Genomic DNA, 16478 nt, shown 5'->3' with positions numbered 1-16478 from the left:
GGCGCGGGGCACGGTCGTCGGGTCCCCGTTTGGCCGGGCGGGCGAAATCGCCACGGGCGCCACCTTCGGCAGCGCGACGCGGACGCGATTCGTCGTCAAGTCGTGCCGGACGCGCGCCAGCAACGCGCTCGCGTTGGCCACGTGCGGGCGGACGTTCGCCCGTCGAACGCTTTTCGTACGGCGTTGTGCTGCCGGCCGCAGGTTTGCGTGGCGCGGCGGCACTTCCGGCCGGGCGACGTGTACCCGTCGGCGTAGCCGCATTGTCCACCGGACGCGGTCGTGCCGGTTTCGCGGCCGGCTTCTTCTTAGCGCCGCTCGCGTCGAGCATCGCCGCGGGCACGGCTTTGGTCGGACGGCTCAGCGCGCCGGACGAACGCACCGGAGCGCGAGTCTTGTCGAGAGTGCGGGGATGTTTGGCGCTCAGTTTGGTGCGCGGGGTATCGCTCATGATTCCAATGCTTCGAGTAATTCGGTCTCGACGGCGATTTGCAGACGACTGTCCTGCAAACGGCTGCCATCGAGCAGGAACGTGTCTTCGACACGCTCGCCGAGGGTGTTGATGCGGGCGGTACGCACGCTTACGCCGTGACGCGCAAGCACGCGAGCGACCGCGTACAGCAGACCGGTGCGGTCGTTGGCCGACACCGATAGCAAGTAGTACTGACCGCGATCGTCGGGTCGCAAATCGACGCGCGGCGTGACCGGGAAACTGCGCGAGCGTCGCGGCAGCCGGCCTTTGCTGGGCTCTGCCAGCGGCTCGACACGCGTGAGCAGCGACACCAGTTCGCTCTCCACCAGATTGATGATGTCGCGATAGCTCGTGTCCAGACCCGGGTCGGTCAGCAGAAAGCTGTCCAGGGCAAAGCCGTGACTGGTCGTATGTACCTTGGCGTCGAGAATCGATAGCCCTTTGCGCTCGAAATAGCCGCAAATGCGCGCGAACAGATCGAGCTGGTCGCGCACGTAGACCATCACCTGCAGACCTTCGCCGATCGGTGAGGGACGTGCCTTGACAATGGGGGTCGCGCTGCCCACGTGCCGCCAAAGATGGCGCGTCTGCCATGCGACGTCGGCCGGATCGTTGCGCAGGAAGTAGGCGACGTCCAGCGTGCTCCAGAGCGCCTCCTGCGCGCGCTCCGGCACGGTGTAAAGGCGCAGCAGCCCGAGGGCCTCTTCCTTGCGCGTTTTGAGCTGTGAACGCGGATCCGGATTGGCGCCGCCCAGCACCTGCAACGTCAGCCGGTACAGGTCTTCCAGCAGCTTGCCCTTCCAGGCGTTCCATACCTTCGGGCTGGTGCCGCGAATATCGGCGACCGTCAGTAGATACAGTGCCGTCAGGCGCCGCTCATTCCCCACTTTCGCCGCAAAGCGGCGGATGACCTCGGGGTCGGTGGTGTCCTGCTTCTGCGCCACCGTGCTCATCGTCAGATGCTCACCCACCAGCCAGACGATCAGATCCGTGTCCTCCTCGTCGATGCCGTGACGGGTGCAGAAACGTCGGGCATCGGCCATGCCGAGCGTGGAGTGATCGCCGCCGCGACCCTTCGCAATGTCGTGAAACAAGGCCGCGACCGTCAGCGCCCAAGGTCGGTCGAAGTTCGCGATCAACTGGCTGCAGAACGGGTACTCGTGCGCGTGCTCCGCCACGGCGAAACGGCGGATGTTGCGCACGACCATCAGGATGTGCTGGTCGACGGTGTAGACGTGGTACAGGTCGTGCTGCATCTGGCCGACCACGCGACGAAAGTTGATCAGATAGCGGCCGAGCACGCTCGTCTGGTTCATCAGGCGCAAGGCGTGGGTAATGCCCTGTGGCTGCTGGAGAATGCCGAGAAACGTGCTGCGATTCTCGGGGTCGGCGCGCCACTGCGCGTTCATCAGTTCGCGAGCGTTGTACAGCGCCCGCAGCGTGCGCGCCGAGAGCCCCTTCACACCGACGACCTGTTCGTAAAGCAGGAACGTCTCGAGGATCGCGTTCGGGTGACGCTGGTACAACTCGTCGTCCACGATTTCGATCATCCCTTGCTTCTCGACGAAACGCTCGTTGATCACCCGCGTGACCCCGCTGGTTTGCGGGAACAGGCGCGCTTCGACGTTGAGCAGCAGCACCGTATTGAGTTGCGAGACGGCTTTGGCGGCCCAGTAGTAGCGCCGCATGAGCTGCTCGCTGGCCCGCTTGGTGGGGGTGGCGTCGAAGCCGAGACTTTGCGCGAGCGACGTTTGCATGTCGAATACGAGCACGTCCTGACGCCGTCGCGCCAATAAGTGCAGCCGTGCGCGCAGGCCCTTGAGGAATTGCTCGTTGCGTCGCAGCTCCTTGAGCTCGCGATCGGTCAGCAGTTCCCGCGCGAACAGTTCCGCCCAGCTGTTGCCGAGGCCGGCGGCCTTCGTCATCCAGAGAATGACCTGCAGGTCGCGCAGTCCGCCGGGGCTTTCCTTGCAGTTGGGTTCAAGGCTGTACGGGGTGTCCTGATACTTGGCGTGACGCTGGCGGATCTCCAGCTGTTTGCTGCGGAAAAACGCTCGCGGATCGAGATCGGCGGAGAAGCGCCGCTCGAAGTCGTCGAAGAGCGCCGCATTGCCGGTGAGCAGGCGGGCTTCGAGCAGGCTGGTTTGTACCGTGACGTCGGCATGGGCTTCGGTGATGCACTCGTCGACCGTGCGGACCGACGATCCGATCTCGAGCCCGATATCCCAAAGGAAGCCGATAAACGGCTCCACGTGCGAGGTGAGCACCTGCGCGTCGGCGTCCGCGTGGAGCAGGAGAATGTCGACGTCCGAGTGCGGGTACAGTTCGCCGCGCCCGTAGCCGCCCACGGCGACGAGCGCGAAACCATCGGGCATTTCGCACTCGTCCCACGCGTCGCGCATGGCTTGATCGACCGCCTGGCATAAGCCATGCAGAAGCACGTCGATCTTGCCATGTGTGGAAAAGCGGTCGACGAGTTCGGCTTTGCGGTCCTTGAGGGCCTGACGTAGCGGAGACGGGGCGTGCGCACGCGCGTGCATGGCGGCTTCCTGGTGGTGAAAGTAACGAGTCAGGCCGGGCGGCCGCCGCGGTGACAGGCGGCCGGACTTCAGTGGCTCAGGTAGCGGTGGCGAACGATGTCACGTACGACGAACCGGGCGGCGGCGGTGGCGTCAGGGCGGAGTGCGTGAGCACCTCGTGGCCCGTTGGCGTCACGAGCACCGTGTGCTCCCATTGCGCCGACAGACTGCGATCGCGCGTTTTGACCGTCCATTGATCGGGCATCGTCCGAATCTCGCGCTTGCCCGCGTTGATCATCGGCTCGATGGTAAAGATCATGCCCGCCTGCAACTCGAGGCCGGTGCCCTGGCGACCGTAATGCACGATCTGCGGGTCCTCGTGGAATACCTGGCCGATGCCGTGGCCACAGTATTCGCGAACCACGCTATATCCCTGGGCTTCGGCATGCGTCTGGATGGCGTGGCCGATATCGCCCAGATGCGCGCCCGGGCGCACCTGGTTGATGCCGAGCCACATGCATTCATACGTCACCTGAGCCAAACGCTTCGCCAGGATCGAACCTTCGCCGACGATGAACATGCGGCTGGTATCGCCGAAGTAGCCATCCTTGATGACGGTGATGTCGATGTTCAGGGCGTCGCCGTTCTTGAGCGTTTTGTCGCCGGGAATGCCGTGACAGATCACGTCGTTGACCGAGATGCAGGTGGCCTTGGGGTAGGGCGGATAACCGGGCGGTTGATAGTTCAGCGGTGCCGGCACGGTGCCCTGCTCCTTGAGCATGTATTCGTGGCAAAGCCGGTCGAGCTCCCCGGTCGTGACACCGGCGCGCACATGCGGCGTAATGAAATCGAGCACCTCGCTGGCCAGTCGGCAGGCGACGCGCATCATTTCAATATCGTGGGCATTCTTGAGGGTGATGGCCATTGCTGAATCGGAGAGATTGCGTAAACAGTGCCGCATTATCGCACCAACGGACGGTTTTCGCCCCGTCCGGCTTGGATTTCGGAGCGTTCCGACGAGGAATTTCCAAGGTTCCTGGCGCAGCGCTCGCTCGCGCGGTGAACCGGCCGGAGCACCGCGCAGATCGGGCGTTTCCGACTTGTCATCACAAGTTCACGCGTCGCTTGAGTGCAGGTGGGCTCCGATGCTATAATCTCGGGCTAAGTCGAGGACGAATTGCTAATAAACCCAAGGGTTTTCCCTTGTGTTTCAACGGTCTTCGCCGGGTTTTCAGGGGTGTTTTTGCCCCAGTGTGGTGCCGATCGGTGCCGCATCCGGCGGATTGCGGGGTGGCATTGTCGATCGTCGGCTTGGAAATTTTGAAATCGCGGGCCGGCGCACCCAGGGTGCCCGATCTTCGCAGACGGGTCATGCAAAGCTGTGTGGCAGTCTGGCGAAACGGGTACGGCAGCCGGTCTAAGACCTAACCCTCACGGAGAATCACATGTCTGTCACTATGCGTCAGATGCTGGAAGCGGGCGTCCACTTTGGTCACCAAACCCGTTTCTGGAACCCCAAGATGGCCCCCTATATCTTCGGCCATCGCAACAAGATTCACATCATCAACCTGGAAAAGACGTTGCCGATGTACCAGGACGCACTGAAGTACGTGCGTCAACTGGCAGCAAATCGCGGCACGATCCTGTTCGTGGGTACGAAGCGTCAGGCGCGTGACATCGTGGCGGAAGCCGCCGGTCGCGCCGGCATGCCCTACGTCAACAACCGTTGGCTGGGCGGCATGCTGACGAACTTCAAGACGCTGAAGTCGTCGATCAAGAAGCTCAAGGACATGGAGCAGGCCCTGGAAGCCGGCGAGCAAGAGCGCATGAGCAAGAAGGAAGCGCTGCTGTTCGATCGCGAAATGGCCAAGCTGCAGAAGTCGATCGGTGGCGTGAAGGATATGGGCGGCATGCCCGACGCCATTTTCGTCGTCGACGTCGGCTACCACAAGATCGCCATCACGGAAGCCAACAAGCTGGGCATTCCGGTGATCGCCGTGGTCGACACGAACCACTCGCCGGAAGGTGTGGATTACATCATCCCGGGTAACGACGACTCGAGCAAGGCTGTCGAGCTGTACGTGCAAGGCGTTGCCGACGCCGTCCTCGAAGGTCGTGCAAACGCCGTCAAGGAAGTCGTGGAAGCCGTTCGCGGCGATGGTAACGACGAGTTCGTCGAAGTGAACGAAGAGGCGTAAGCGGCCGCCGCTGCGTAACAAAAGGGGCTGCTGGTGGCGCCCCTTTTTTTTAGTCCGATTTTCCCGCGTCGGGTGCGCGGGGCGCCACGGGGCGGGCAGCGAGGCCGTCCGGACGCCATCCACTCCCGACTGATTCGATATACAGGAGTAACGATATGCCGGCAATTACTGCAGCAATGGTGGGCGAACTGCGCGCCAAGACCGATGCGCCGATGATGGAATGCAAGAAGGCGCTGACCGAAGCCGATGGCGACATGGTCCGTGCTGAAGAAATCCTGCGTGTCAAGCTGGGCAGCAAGGCCAGCAAGGCCGCCAGCCGTATCACCGCCGAAGGCGTGATCGCTGCCTACATCGACGGCGGCAAGGGTGCCGTGGTCGAAATCAACTGCGAAACCGACTTCGTCTCGAAGAACGACGACTTCCTGAAGTTTGCGAACGACGTGGCCAAGCTGGTCGCCGAGCACAACCCGGCCGACGTGGCGGCACTGTCGGCGCTGCCGCTCGACGGCAAGACCGTTGAGCAAGTGCGCGCGGACCTGATCGGCAAGATCGGCGAAAACATGACCATTCGTCGCTTCCAGCGCTATGACACGGCGGGCAAGCTGGCGGCTTACCTGCACGGCACGCGTATCGGTGTGGTCGTCGAGTATGACGGCGCTGACGCCGAAGTCGGCAAGAACGTCGCCATGCACATCGCCGCAATGAAGCCGGTGGCCGTGTCGGGCGATCAGGTCTCGCCGGAACTGATCGAGAAGGAACGCAAGGTCGCTGCCGAGAAGGCTGCCGAGTCGGGCAAGCCGGCCGAGATCGTGGCCAAGATGGTGGAAGGCAGCGTGCAGAAGTTCCTCAAGGAAGTCTCGCTGTTCAACCAGGCTTACGTGAAGGACGACAAGTCGAGCGTCGAGCAGATGCTCAAGGCCAACAACACCACGGTGAAGGCTTTCACCATGTTCGTGGTCGGCGAAGGCATCGAGAAGAAGCAGGACGACTTCGCGGCGGAAGTGGCGGCGCAAGTGGCTGCGGCCAAGCAGTCGTAATTCGCGCAGTACCGCAGTATCCGGGGGCGGCGGTGCCGTCCCCGTTGTTTCATCCAGAATACCCAACAGTGCCCGACCAGACTTCTTAAGGACCGCCATGTCTACTCCTTACAAACGCGTACTTCTCAAGCTCTCTGGTGAAGCCCTCATGGGTGACGATGCGTTCGGCATCAACCGCGCGACCATCGAACGGATGGTTGACGACATTGCCGAGGTCGTTCGCCTGGGCACGCAACTGGCCGTCGTGATCGGCGGCGGTAATATTTTCCGGGGCGTGGCAGGCGGTGCCGCGGGTATGGACCGTGCAACGGCCGACTACATGGGCATGCTGGCCACGATGATGAATGCCCTGGCGCTGCAGGATGCCATGCGCCATGCGGGTATCGAAGCGCGTGTGCAGTCCGCGCTGCGCATGGATCAGGTGGTCGAGCCCTACATCCGCCCGCGTGCGATCCGTCAGCTCGAAGAGGGCAAAGTCGTGATTTTCGCCGCGGGTACCGGCAACCCGTTCTTTACGACCGACACGGCAGCGGCGCTGCGCGGTTCGGAAGTCGGCGCCGAAGTGGTCCTCAAGGCGACCAAGGTCGACGGCGTATACTCCGCAGACCCCAAGAAAGATCCCAACGCGGTAAAGTATTCGACCATCAGCTTCGACGAGGCGATCTCCAAGCACCTGCAGGTCATGGACGCGACGGCTTTCGCGCTGTGCCGCGACCAGAAGATGCCGGTGCGAGTCTTCTCGATTGTGAAGCCGGGCGCGCTCAAGCACGTCATTCTCGGCGAAGACGAGGGAACGCTCGTCCACGTTTGAGTTCAAATTGCGGCGTCGGCGTGCATGGGCGCGCCGACGCCGTATTATTTACGTTTGCGTAACAATTCAAGGTTTGGAGGTTGTCATGAGCGTTGCTGACGTCAAGAAAAGTGTCGAGCAAAAGATGAAAAGCTCGATCGAGTCGTTCAAGAACAACCTGGCGAAGATTCGTACCGGTCGTGCGCACGTCGGCCTGCTCGATCACGTTCAGGTGGACTACTACGGCTCGATGGTGCCCATCTCCCAGGTCGCCAACGTGAACCTCGTGGATAGCCGTACGATCGGCGTGCAGCCGTGGGAAAAGAAGATGGTTGGCGTGGTCGAGAAGGCCATCCGCGAATCGGATCTGGGTCTGAACCCGGCCACGCAAGGCGATCTGATTCGTGTGCCGATGCCGATGCCGACCGAAGAGCGCCGTCGCGAGCTGACCAAACTGGTCAAGTCGGAAGGCGAAGCCGCCAAGGTCGCCGTGCGTAACCTGCGCCGCGATGCCAACGAGCAGCTCAAGAAGCTGGTCAAGGACAAGGAAGCGTCGGAAGACGACGAGCGCCGTGGCAGCGACGAAGTGCAGAAGCTCACGGACAAGTTTGTCGCCGAGATCGACGAACTGGTCAAGCAGAAGGATGCCGAGATCATGACGGTCTGAGTGCCCCGGCACTCACCGCAAGACCTCCGCTGACTTTCGCGCTCGACTCCCGCACCGTACCTCAATGGGTTTTCTCAGCTCTACGCGCTCCGTTCCCAAGACAGAGAGCATTCCTCGCCACGTTGCTATCGTCATGGATGGCAATGGGCGTTGGGCTACCCGTCGCAAGTTGCCTCGCGTGGCAGGCCACAAGCGTGGCGTCGATGCCGTGCGAGAGGCAGTGACGGCCTGCGCCGAAATCGGCGTCGAGTATCTGACGCTGTTCGCGTTCAGTTCCGAGAACTGGCGCCGTCCGCAGGACGAGGTGTCGACGCTGATGCAGCTTTTCATTCTCGCGCTCGAGCGTGAAGTCGGGAAGCTGCACAGCAACGGTATTCGCCTTCGCGTCATTGGCGCGCTCGACGCGTTCGAGCCGCGCATTCAGGAACTGGTCAGGCGTGCGGAAGCCCGCACGCAGGACAACACGGGCCTCACGCTGACCATTGCCGCCAACTACGGCGGGCGATGGGACATTTTACAGGCGGCCCAGAAGCTTGCCGCCGCGCGTGTGGCGGCCGGTGGCGCCGCGGCGCTCGACGCGTCGTTCACCGAGGACGATCTCGCGCCTTACCTGAGCATGGCTTACGCGCCGGAGCCGGATCTCTTCATTCGCACCGGCGGCGATCAGCGCATCAGTAATTTTCTGTTGTGGCAACTGGCGTACACTGAGTTGTATTTCACCGAAGAATTCTGGCCGGACTTCAACGCCAATACCCTCAAACGGGCCGTCGCCGAGTTTCAGCAGCGCGAGCGCCGTTTCGGCCGTACCAGCGCGCAAGTCCAGAGCCCTCCGGGACATTCCGCCTGATGCTCAAGACACGCGTCATTACCGCTGTCGTACTTCTCGCCATTCTTTTGCCTGTGATCTTCGTCGGTACGCCGGCGCAGTTCGCATTACTTGCCGCCGTGATCGTGGCCGCCGCCGGCTGGGAATGGGGGCGGCTCGTCGGTCTGAATGGCACGGGCGCCGTCTTCTATGGGGCGCTCGCCCTCCTGGGGGTGGGTCTGACATGGGCGGGCGGCTGGATGCTCTCGTCAATCTGGCTCAAGCCCGCGGCCATCTTTTGGGTGCTCGCGGGACCCTACACGCTCGCCCGCAAGCCGGCGACGCGAGGGGCATGGCGCGGTTTGTTGCTGGTCGCCGGCCCGGTGTTGCTGATCGCGGCATGGCAGGCGCTGTGTCTGGCGCGTGATCGCGGCGTGGCATTCCTGCTCTCGGTGCTCGTGATCGTCTGGCTTGCCGACACGGGCGCGTATTTCGCCGGCCGTGCGTTTGGCCGTCGCAAGCTCGCGCCGTCGATCAGTCCCGGCAAGTCCTGGGAAGGGGCGATCGGCGGGTGGCTGCTGGTGCTCGTGGTCGCTGCCGGGGTTCTCGCGAGCGGCTTGCAGGCGCCAACCCTCGTTTCTCATTTCGCCGGCACGCAAGGTCTGGCACTGGGCGCATTGGCGCTGACGGTGCTGGTGGCTTTCTCCGTCGTGGGCGATCTGTTCGAATCTCAACTCAAACGGCAGGCCGGCGTGAAGGATTCCAGCGCGCTGCTTCCCGGCCACGGGGGCGTGCTCGATCGAATCGACGCGTTGCTCCCGGTGCTCCCGCTGGCTTTGCTCCTCGTCTGATCATGTCGCAACGACTCTCCATTCTTGGCTCCACCGGTTCCATTGGCGTTAGCACGCTCGATGTGGTGGGGCGTCATCCCGGCCGCTTCTCCGTCTACGCGTTGTCGGCGCACCGTAACCTGGATCGCCTGTTCGAGCAGTGCGTCACGCATCGCCCAGCAGTGGCGGTGGTGGCCGACGCCGATGGTGCCCGCTCGCTGGCGGCGCGTCTGGCTGACGCCGGTCTGAAGATCGACGTGACCTACGGTCCGCAGGCGCTGGTCGAGATCGCGCAAGCGGCCGAGGCCACGATGGTCGTTGCGGCGATCGTCGGTGCCGCGGGGCTGCAGTCGACACTCGCCGCCGCGCGCGCCGGCAAGCGCATTCTGCTGGCGAACAAGGAGTCGCTGGTGCTCTCCGGTGCCCTGTTCATGGCGACGGCCGAACGCGCCGGGGCGACGTTGTTGCCGCTCGACAGCGAGCACAACGCCATCTTCCAATGCCTGCCGCAAGTGGCCGGCGAGACCCGCGTGTCGACGCGCGGCGTTGAAAAACTGGTGTTGACCGCGTCGGGCGGGCCATTCCGCGAGCGCGAGCTGGCGTCGCTCGAGAACGTGACGCCGGACGAGGCGTGCGCGCACCCGAACTGGGTGATGGGCCGCAAGATTTCGGTCGACTCCGCCAGCATGATGAACAAGGGCCTCGAAGTCATCGAGGCGCATTGGCTGTTCAATATGCCGCCCGAGAAGATCGAGGTGTTGATCCATCCGCAGAGCGTGATTCACTCGATGGTGACGTACACGGACGGCTCGACGCTCGCCCAACTCGGCAACCCGGACATGCGTACGCCCATCGCCCACGCGCTGGCGTTCCCGGATCGGGTGACGTCGGGCGTGGCGAGCCTCAATCTTGCCGACATCGGCAAGCTGACTTTCGAAGCGCCGGATTTGCGCCGTTTTCCGTGCCTGCGTCTGGCATTCGACGCGCTGCATCGCGGCGGTACGGCGGGCGCGCTGCTCAATGCGGCCAACGAGATCGCCGTGGCCGCCTTCCTTGAAGGCCGCATTCGCTTTACGGCCATCGGCCAGGTGGTCGAGCAGGTGCTCGACGCGGTTGCCGTCGGTGAGGCGACGTCGCTCGACGTCGTGCTCGACGCCGATCGCCGCGCGCGCGAACTGGCGACGGCCATCGTCGCCAAACTGCCGGCCCGGGCGTCGTCCTGACGCCTGACCCTATGTCGTAACGCCTTCGCGCCCCCATTCGCTCATGACTCTGTTGACCACGTTGCTTGCGTTTGCCGTCGCCATTGGCGTGCTGGTGGTATTCCATGAGTTGGGGCACTACTCGGTCGCGCGGCTGTGCGGCGTCAAGGTTCTGCGTTTTTCGGTCGGGTTCGGCACGCCGCTGCTCAAGTGGACGATGGGGCGCGATCGTACGGAGTGGACGGTTTGCGCGCTGCCGCTGGGCGGGTACGTCCGAATGCTCGACGAGCGCGATGAAACCCAGGTCGTCGCCCCGGAGGATCGCGCGCGGGCCTTCAACCGCCAATCGGTCTATAAGCGATTTGCCATTGTGGCGGCCGGTCCGGTCGCGAACTTCCTTCTGGCGATCGCCCTGTATGCGGGCCTGAATCTCGCGGGCGTGACCGAACCCGTCGCGCGCATTGCACCGCCGGCGGCCGGTACGCTGGCCGCTCGCGCGGGGCTGTCCGGTGGCGAGTTGATTACCGGCGTTCGCGAGAACGGGAAGAGTCCTGACGAAGCCGTCGGAGACGAGATGCCCGTTCGGTCCTGGGAAGACCTTCGCTGGCGCCTGGTCGATCCGATGATCGAAGGGCAGCGCGTGACGCTCGTGGCGCGTACCCGCGACGGGCGCGCTGAATACATGCTGGACGCGGCGGGTCAGCACTTCGACGCCGATGGCGAGCAGGACTTCATGCAGCGCCTCGGTCTGACGCCGTCGGCGCGGGTCAAGGTGGGCCAGCTCCTGCCGGGTGGTGCGGCAGGGCCCGCTGGACTACGTGTCGGCGACGAGATCACGGCCGTCGACGGCAGTCCCATCGCGTCGGCCAAGGCGCTGGTGGACGCCGTACGTGCTCACCCGGGCAAGCCAATGACGCTCACCGTGCGACGCGACGGTGCGTTGCACAACGTGCCCCTGACGCCAAGCGCGGAAGTCGATCCGGCCGAGGCGGGCGGTGCGCGCGTGGGCAAGATCGGCGCGGCGCTGGCGTCCCAGGTCGATACGGTGACGGTCCGGTATGGGCTGATCGAGGCCATCGGCAGGGGGGCGCAGCGCACCTGGGATGTCACTTCGTTCAGCGTACGAATGTTCGGGAAGATGATCACCGGGCAGGCATCGCTCAAGAATCTGAGTGGACCGGTGACGATTGCGGACTATGCGGGGCGTTCGGCCCGACTCGGCCTGGATTATTTCGTCGCCTTTCTCGCGCTTGTCAGCATTAGTCTTGGCGTATTGAATCTGTTGCCGATTCCGGTTCTGGACGGTGGCTATCTGTTATATTATGCGGTCGAAGCGATTACCGGTCGGGCAGTCTCCGAGCGGTGGCAGGGCGCACTGCAACGAGTGGGCATCGTTTGCATCCTCGCGCTGTCTGCCGTAGCCCTATTCAATGACCTGTCGAAATTGCTGCACTAGACGGCGTCACGCGCCTGCCGTCGCAGGCAAATCCGAGTTGTTACGATTCAATTGTTTCTTGGGGAAGCAAGTTGTCGAATAAATACCACCTTGTTCCGAAGACCCTGGTGATTGCGGTTCTGGCGGCACACAGTTTCCTGGCGCGGGCCGTCGAGCCGTTCGTGGTCAAGGATATCCGAGTGGAGGGCTTGCAGCGCATTGAACCCGGTACGGTGTTTTCGTACTTGCCGGTCAAGCCGGGCGACAAGTTCAACGACGATAAGGGCACCGAAGCAATTCGTGCCCTTTATGCAACGGGCTTGTTCTCGGACGTGAGCGTCGAAGCGCAAGGTAACGTGCTGGTGGTGCACGTCAACGAGCGTCCCGCGATTGCTTCCATCGACTTCCTCGGCATCAAGGAATTCGACAAGGACGGTTTGAAAAAGGCCTTGCGTTCGGTCGGCCTGACCGAGGGTCGCAGCTTCGACCGAAATCTGCTCGAGAAATCGGAACAGGAACTCAAGCGTCAATACCTTACGCGCGGTTACTACGCTGCCGAGGTGAAGACGACGATCACGCCGCTCGAACGTAATCGCGTGGGGATCCAGTTCGCCGTGACGGAAGGCCCGAAGGCCACGATCCAGCAGATCAACTTCGTTGGTAACAAGGCATTCTCGTCGTCGGATCTGACGGCCGAGATGCAACTTGGCACGCCGAATTGGCTGTCGTGGTATTCGAAGAACGACTTGTACTCCAAGGACAAGCTGACGGGCGATCTGGAAAAGGTGCGTTCGTTCTATCTGAACCGTGGTTATCTGGAATTCAACATCGACTCCACCGACGTTTCCATTACGCCGGACAAGGACGAGATGTTCCTGACGATCAACTTGCACGAAGGCGATCCGTACAAAGTGTCGGACGTCAAGCTGACCGGCGAGATGCTGGGCAAGCAGGACGACGTGCGCAAGCTCGTGCAACTCAAGGCCGGCGACACGTTCTCGGCGGCCAAGCTGCAGGCCAGCACGAAGGCAATTTCCGACATGCTGGGCAACTACGGCTTCGCGTTCGCGAACGTGAACGCTCAGCCGACGATCGATCGGAAGGACCACACCGTGGCGCTCACGCTGACCGTCGATCCGGGTCGTCGCGTGTACGTTCGCAAGATCAACATCGTGGGCAACTCGCGTACGCGTGACGAAGTGATTCGCCGCGAAATGCGCCAGCTCGAAAGCTCCTGGTACGACGCCGATCGACTCAAGCTGTCGCAGGATCGTATCAACCGCCTGGGCTACTTTACCGACGTGAACGTGACGACCGAGCCGGTGGCCGGTTCGAACGACCAGGTCGACCTCCAGGTGAAGGTCGAAGAAAAGCCGACTGGCACGATCAACGTCGGTGCGGGCTTCTCGTCGACGGACAAGGTCGTGCTGCAAGCCGGTATCAGCCAGGACAACGTGTTCGGGTCGGGTACGTCGCTGTCGGTCAACGTGAACACCGGTAAGACGTACCGGACGTTGGCTGTCACGCAGGTCGATCCGTACTTCACGGTCGATGGCGTGAGCCGTATCACGGACATCTACTACCGCACGTATCAGCCGCTGCTGCTCACGAGCGATTCGGATTTCCGTATCAACACGCTGGGCGGCAATCTGAAGTTCGGCGTGCCGTTCTCGGAAGTCGATACGGTGTTCTTCGGTCTGGGCTTCGAGCAGACGCGTCTGCATCTGACGAGCGACGGCTCGACCCCGCAGCGCTACATCGACTACGCCAACCAATTCGGCTACGTCAGCAACAACTATCCGCTGACCATCGGTTGGTCGCGCGATTCGCGTGATAGCGCGCTGATCCCGAACCGCGGTCATTATCAGCAGGCCAATATCGAAATCGGTACGCCGATTGGCACGACCAAGTACTACCGTGCCTACTATCAGCACCAGTACTACTACCCGGTGAGCCGTGGCTTTACGCTGGCACTCAACGGCGAAATCGGCTACGGCCACGGGATGGGCGGTCAGCCGTTCCCGATCTTCAAGAACTACTTTGCCGGCGGTATCGGTTCGGTGCGCGGCTATGAGCCGAGTTCGCTGGGTCCGAAGGACACCAATGGCGAACCGCTCGGGGGCGCGTCGAAGCTGATCGGCAACATCGAGCTGACGTTCCCGCTGCCGGGTACGGGGTATGACCGTACGCTGCGTATCTTCACGTTCATGGACGGTGGTAACGTGTTCGATAACGGCCAGGCGATTACCTTCAATAACCTGCGTTATTCCTACGGCTTCGGTTTGTCGTGGATTTCACCGATTGGCCCGCTCAAGCTCTCGATGGGCTTCCCGCTGGTCAAGAAGGTGGGCGATCAGTACCAGAAATTCCAGTTCCAGGTCGGTACGTCGTTCTAACGACGGCGAGTCGATCGGTTCCGAACGTTTTATCGTTGTAAAGGGGTATGACATTGAACGGTATCCGTAAGCATTGCCTGCGCGGCTTCGCCGCAGCGTTGCTGGCTGGGGCAGCCTTTGCTGCCATGGCTCAGGATGCGCGCATCGCCGCCGTCAATTCGGATCGCATTTTGCGCGATTCGGCACCGGCCAAGGCCGCACAAGCCAAGCTCGAAGCCGAGTTCTCCAAGCGGGACTCGGATCTGCAGGCCATGGCCCAGCGCCTCAAAGCCATGTCGGACAAGCTCGACAAGGACAACCCGACGTTGTCCGACGCCGAGCGCGCCAAGCGTCAGCGCGATCTGGCCGCGGCCGACACGGAATTCCAGCGCAAGCAGCGCGAGTTTCGTGAAGACCTGAATCAGCGCCGCAACGAAGAACTCGCCGCGGTGCTCGATCGCGCCAATCGCGTCATCAAGCAGATTGCCGAAACGGAAAAGTATGATCTGATCGTGCAGGAAGCCGTCTACGTGAGCCCGCGTATCGACATCACTGACAAGGTGCTCAAGACCCTGAACGCAAGTTCGGGCGGCGGCACCGCCGGCAAGTGACGGTCTCGCCTTTGATGCCGGGATCGCCGTCGATTTCGTTGGCACAGCTGGTCGCCCGCTTTGGCGGCGACCTCGTGGGCGATGGCGAAGTCACCGTGGCCGGTCTGGCGCCGCTTGATCATGCGGGTGCGAATCAGCTCGCGTTTCTGTCCAATCCGCTGTATCTCGCCGAAGTGCCCAACTCGGGCGCGGCGGCGGTGATTCTCTCGAAGGCCGACTTCGACAAGCTGCCGTCGCATGAGGGGCGGGCGTGGATTCTCGCGCCGAATCCTTATGCGTACTTCGCGCGCGTCGCGCAGATGTTCGCGCAGGCCGCGGCGCCGGTTCCCGCAGCAGGCATTCATCCGAGCGCGGTCGTCGATCCGACGGCCGTCGTGCCCACATCGTGCGTGATTGGCCCGAACGTCGTGATCGAGGCAGGTGCTCGACTGGGCGAGCGGGTGCGTCTGGTGGCGAACGTGTTCGTCGGTCGAGGCACGACCTTGGGCGACGACGTGCTCGTGTATCCGAATGCCACGCTGTACCACGCGAGTGTGATCGGCGCGCGTTGCGTGATTCACGCGGGCGCCGTGATCGGTTCGGACGGTTTCGGTTTCGCACCCGATTTCTCTGCCGCTGGCGGCGAATGGGTGAAGATTCCGCAGGTCGGGCGCGCCGTGATCGAAGACGACGTCGAAATCGGTGCGTCGACCTCCATCGACCGCGGGGCGATGGCCGATACGGTGATCGAGCGCGGTTGCAAGATCGACAACCAGGTGCAGATCGCGCATAACGTGCGGGTCGGCGCCTTCACGGTGATTGCCGCGTGCACGGGCATTGCCGGCAGCAGTACCATCGGTAAATTCTGCATGCTCGGCGGCGCCGTGGGCGTGGCCGGGCATGTCACGATTGGCGACCGCGTCATCGTGACGGCCAAGTCGGGGGTGTCGAAGTCGATTCCCGGCCCGGGTACCTATACAAGCGCCTTTCCGGCCATCCCGAACGCCGAATGGAACAAAAACGCGGCCATCATGCGCAATCTGGACAAGATGCGCGATCGCGTGCGTCAACTTGAAGCGAAGGTCAAAGACCTGCAAGACAAATGAGCGAGACCACAATCAATATCGACATCCACAAGATCATGAAGCTGCTGCCGCATCGGTACCCGATGCTGATGGTGGATCGCGTGATCGGGCTGGAGCCGCACAAAAACATCCAGGTCATCAAGAACGTCACGATCAATGAGCCGTATTTCACGGGGCATTATCCGCAGCGTCCGGTGATGCCGGGCGTGCTGATCGTCGAAGCGCTGGCGCAAGCCGCCGCACTCCTGACGTTCTCCGACGAGCCGGTGCACGACGAGAACACGCTCTACTATTTCGTAGGTATCGAGAACGTTCGCTTCAAGCGTCCGGTCGAACCGGGTGACCAACTCGTGCTCGACATCGATTTCCTGAGCGAGCGTCGCGGCTTCTACAAGTTCAAGGGCAAGGCGCTGGTAGACGGCAAGATCGCGGCGGAAGCCGAGTTCATGTGCATGGTCAAGAAGAACGGCGAATAA

The 16478-nt window shown here is 62.5% G+C and carries 14 protein-coding genes and 1 pseudogene; 12 read left to right on the top strand and 3 right to left on the bottom strand.

Going from position 1 to position 16478, the window contains the following annotated elements:
- The 3 genes and pseudogenes from BGP02_RS01790 to map form a co-directional block, all read right to left on the bottom strand.
- A pseudogene (locus tag BGP02_RS01790) lies at window positions 1–448 on the bottom strand (hypothetical protein); the annotation flags it as partial.
- Window positions 445–3009 (bottom strand): [protein-PII] uridylyltransferase, encoded by a 2565-nt coding sequence (locus tag BGP02_RS01785; protein ID WP_017234142.1) that lies wholly within the window; start codon window positions 3007–3009, stop codon window positions 445–447. The gene BGP02_RS01785 and the pseudogene BGP02_RS01790, both read right to left, overlap by 4 nt.
- A 76-nt stretch (window positions 3010–3085) precedes the next feature.
- Window positions 3086–3949 (bottom strand): type I methionyl aminopeptidase, encoded by an 864-nt coding sequence (gene map / locus BGP02_RS01780; protein ID WP_150563521.1) that lies wholly within the window; start codon window positions 3947–3949, stop codon window positions 3086–3088.
- Window positions 3950–4433: 484 nt separating this feature from the next.
- On the opposite strand from map, the gene rpsB reads away from it, so the two are divergent.
- The 12 genes from rpsB (at window position 4434) to fabZ (ending at window position 16478) form a co-directional block, all read left to right on the top strand.
- Entirely contained in the window at window positions 4434–5186 is a 753-nt protein-coding gene (gene rpsB, locus BGP02_RS01775; protein WP_020372913.1) for a 30S ribosomal protein S2, read from the top strand.
- Between the two features lie 155 nt (window positions 5187–5341).
- Window positions 5342–6223 (top strand): translation elongation factor Ts, encoded by an 882-nt coding sequence (gene tsf, locus BGP02_RS01770; protein WP_026131985.1) that lies wholly within the window; start codon window positions 5342–5344, stop codon window positions 6221–6223.
- A gap of 97 nt (window positions 6224–6320) precedes the next feature.
- Entirely contained in the window at window positions 6321–7034 is a 714-nt protein-coding gene (gene pyrH, locus BGP02_RS01765; RefSeq protein WP_026131984.1) for a UMP kinase, read from the top strand.
- A gap of 85 nt (window positions 7035–7119) precedes the next feature.
- Window positions 7120–7680 (top strand): ribosome recycling factor, encoded by a 561-nt coding sequence (frr, locus tag BGP02_RS01760; RefSeq protein WP_017234137.1) that lies wholly within the window; start codon window positions 7120–7122, stop codon window positions 7678–7680.
- Window positions 7681–7744: 64 nt separating this feature from the next.
- Window positions 7745–8527: a polyprenyl diphosphate synthase gene (gene uppS, locus BGP02_RS01755; RefSeq protein ID WP_150553422.1), complete on the top strand. Its 783-nt coding sequence runs from the start codon at window positions 7745–7747 to the stop codon at window positions 8525–8527.
- Complete coding sequence (locus BGP02_RS01750) at window positions 8527–9336, top strand: phosphatidate cytidylyltransferase (protein ID WP_286797480.1); 810 nt, start codon at window positions 8527–8529, stop codon at window positions 9334–9336. The genes uppS and BGP02_RS01750 overlap by 1 nt, the downstream gene beginning before the upstream one ends.
- A 2-nt stretch (window positions 9337–9338) precedes the next feature.
- Window positions 9339–10538, top strand: a complete 1200-nt coding sequence (gene ispC / locus BGP02_RS01745) for a 1-deoxy-D-xylulose-5-phosphate reductoisomerase (protein WP_017234134.1) — start codon at window positions 9339–9341, stop codon at window positions 10536–10538.
- A gap of 43 nt (window positions 10539–10581) precedes the next feature.
- Window positions 10582–11973: an RIP metalloprotease RseP gene (rseP, locus tag BGP02_RS01740; RefSeq protein WP_286797476.1), complete on the top strand. Its 1392-nt coding sequence runs from the start codon at window positions 10582–10584 to the stop codon at window positions 11971–11973.
- A gap of 71 nt (window positions 11974–12044) precedes the next feature.
- Window positions 12045–14348 carry an outer membrane protein assembly factor BamA gene (bamA, locus tag BGP02_RS01735; RefSeq protein WP_026131982.1) on the top strand — a complete coding sequence of 768 codons (2304 nt, stop codon included), beginning with the start codon at window positions 12045–12047 and terminating at the stop codon, window positions 14346–14348.
- A 47-nt stretch (window positions 14349–14395) separates the two neighbouring features.
- Window positions 14396–14938, top strand: coding sequence for an OmpH/Skp family outer membrane protein (locus BGP02_RS01730; RefSeq protein WP_017234132.1), 543 nt, complete (start codon window positions 14396–14398; stop codon window positions 14936–14938).
- Between the two features lie 14 nt (window positions 14939–14952).
- Window positions 14953–16023, top strand: coding sequence for a UDP-3-O-(3-hydroxymyristoyl)glucosamine N-acyltransferase (gene lpxD, locus BGP02_RS01725; RefSeq protein ID WP_017234131.1), 1071 nt, complete (start codon window positions 14953–14955; stop codon window positions 16021–16023).
- Entirely contained in the window at window positions 16020–16478 is a 459-nt protein-coding gene (gene fabZ / locus BGP02_RS01720; protein ID WP_017234130.1) for a 3-hydroxyacyl-ACP dehydratase FabZ, read from the top strand. Before lpxD ends, fabZ begins: the two co-directional genes overlap by 4 nt.

It is taken from the genome of Pandoraea sp. 64-18, assembly GCF_001899225.1.
In the GTDB taxonomy this organism is placed as follows: Bacteria; Pseudomonadota; Gammaproteobacteria; order Burkholderiales; family Burkholderiaceae; genus Pandoraea; species Pandoraea cepalis.
Note: the sequence above shows the minus strand (reverse complement) of the source record. Positions and strands in the feature narration are given on the sequence as shown.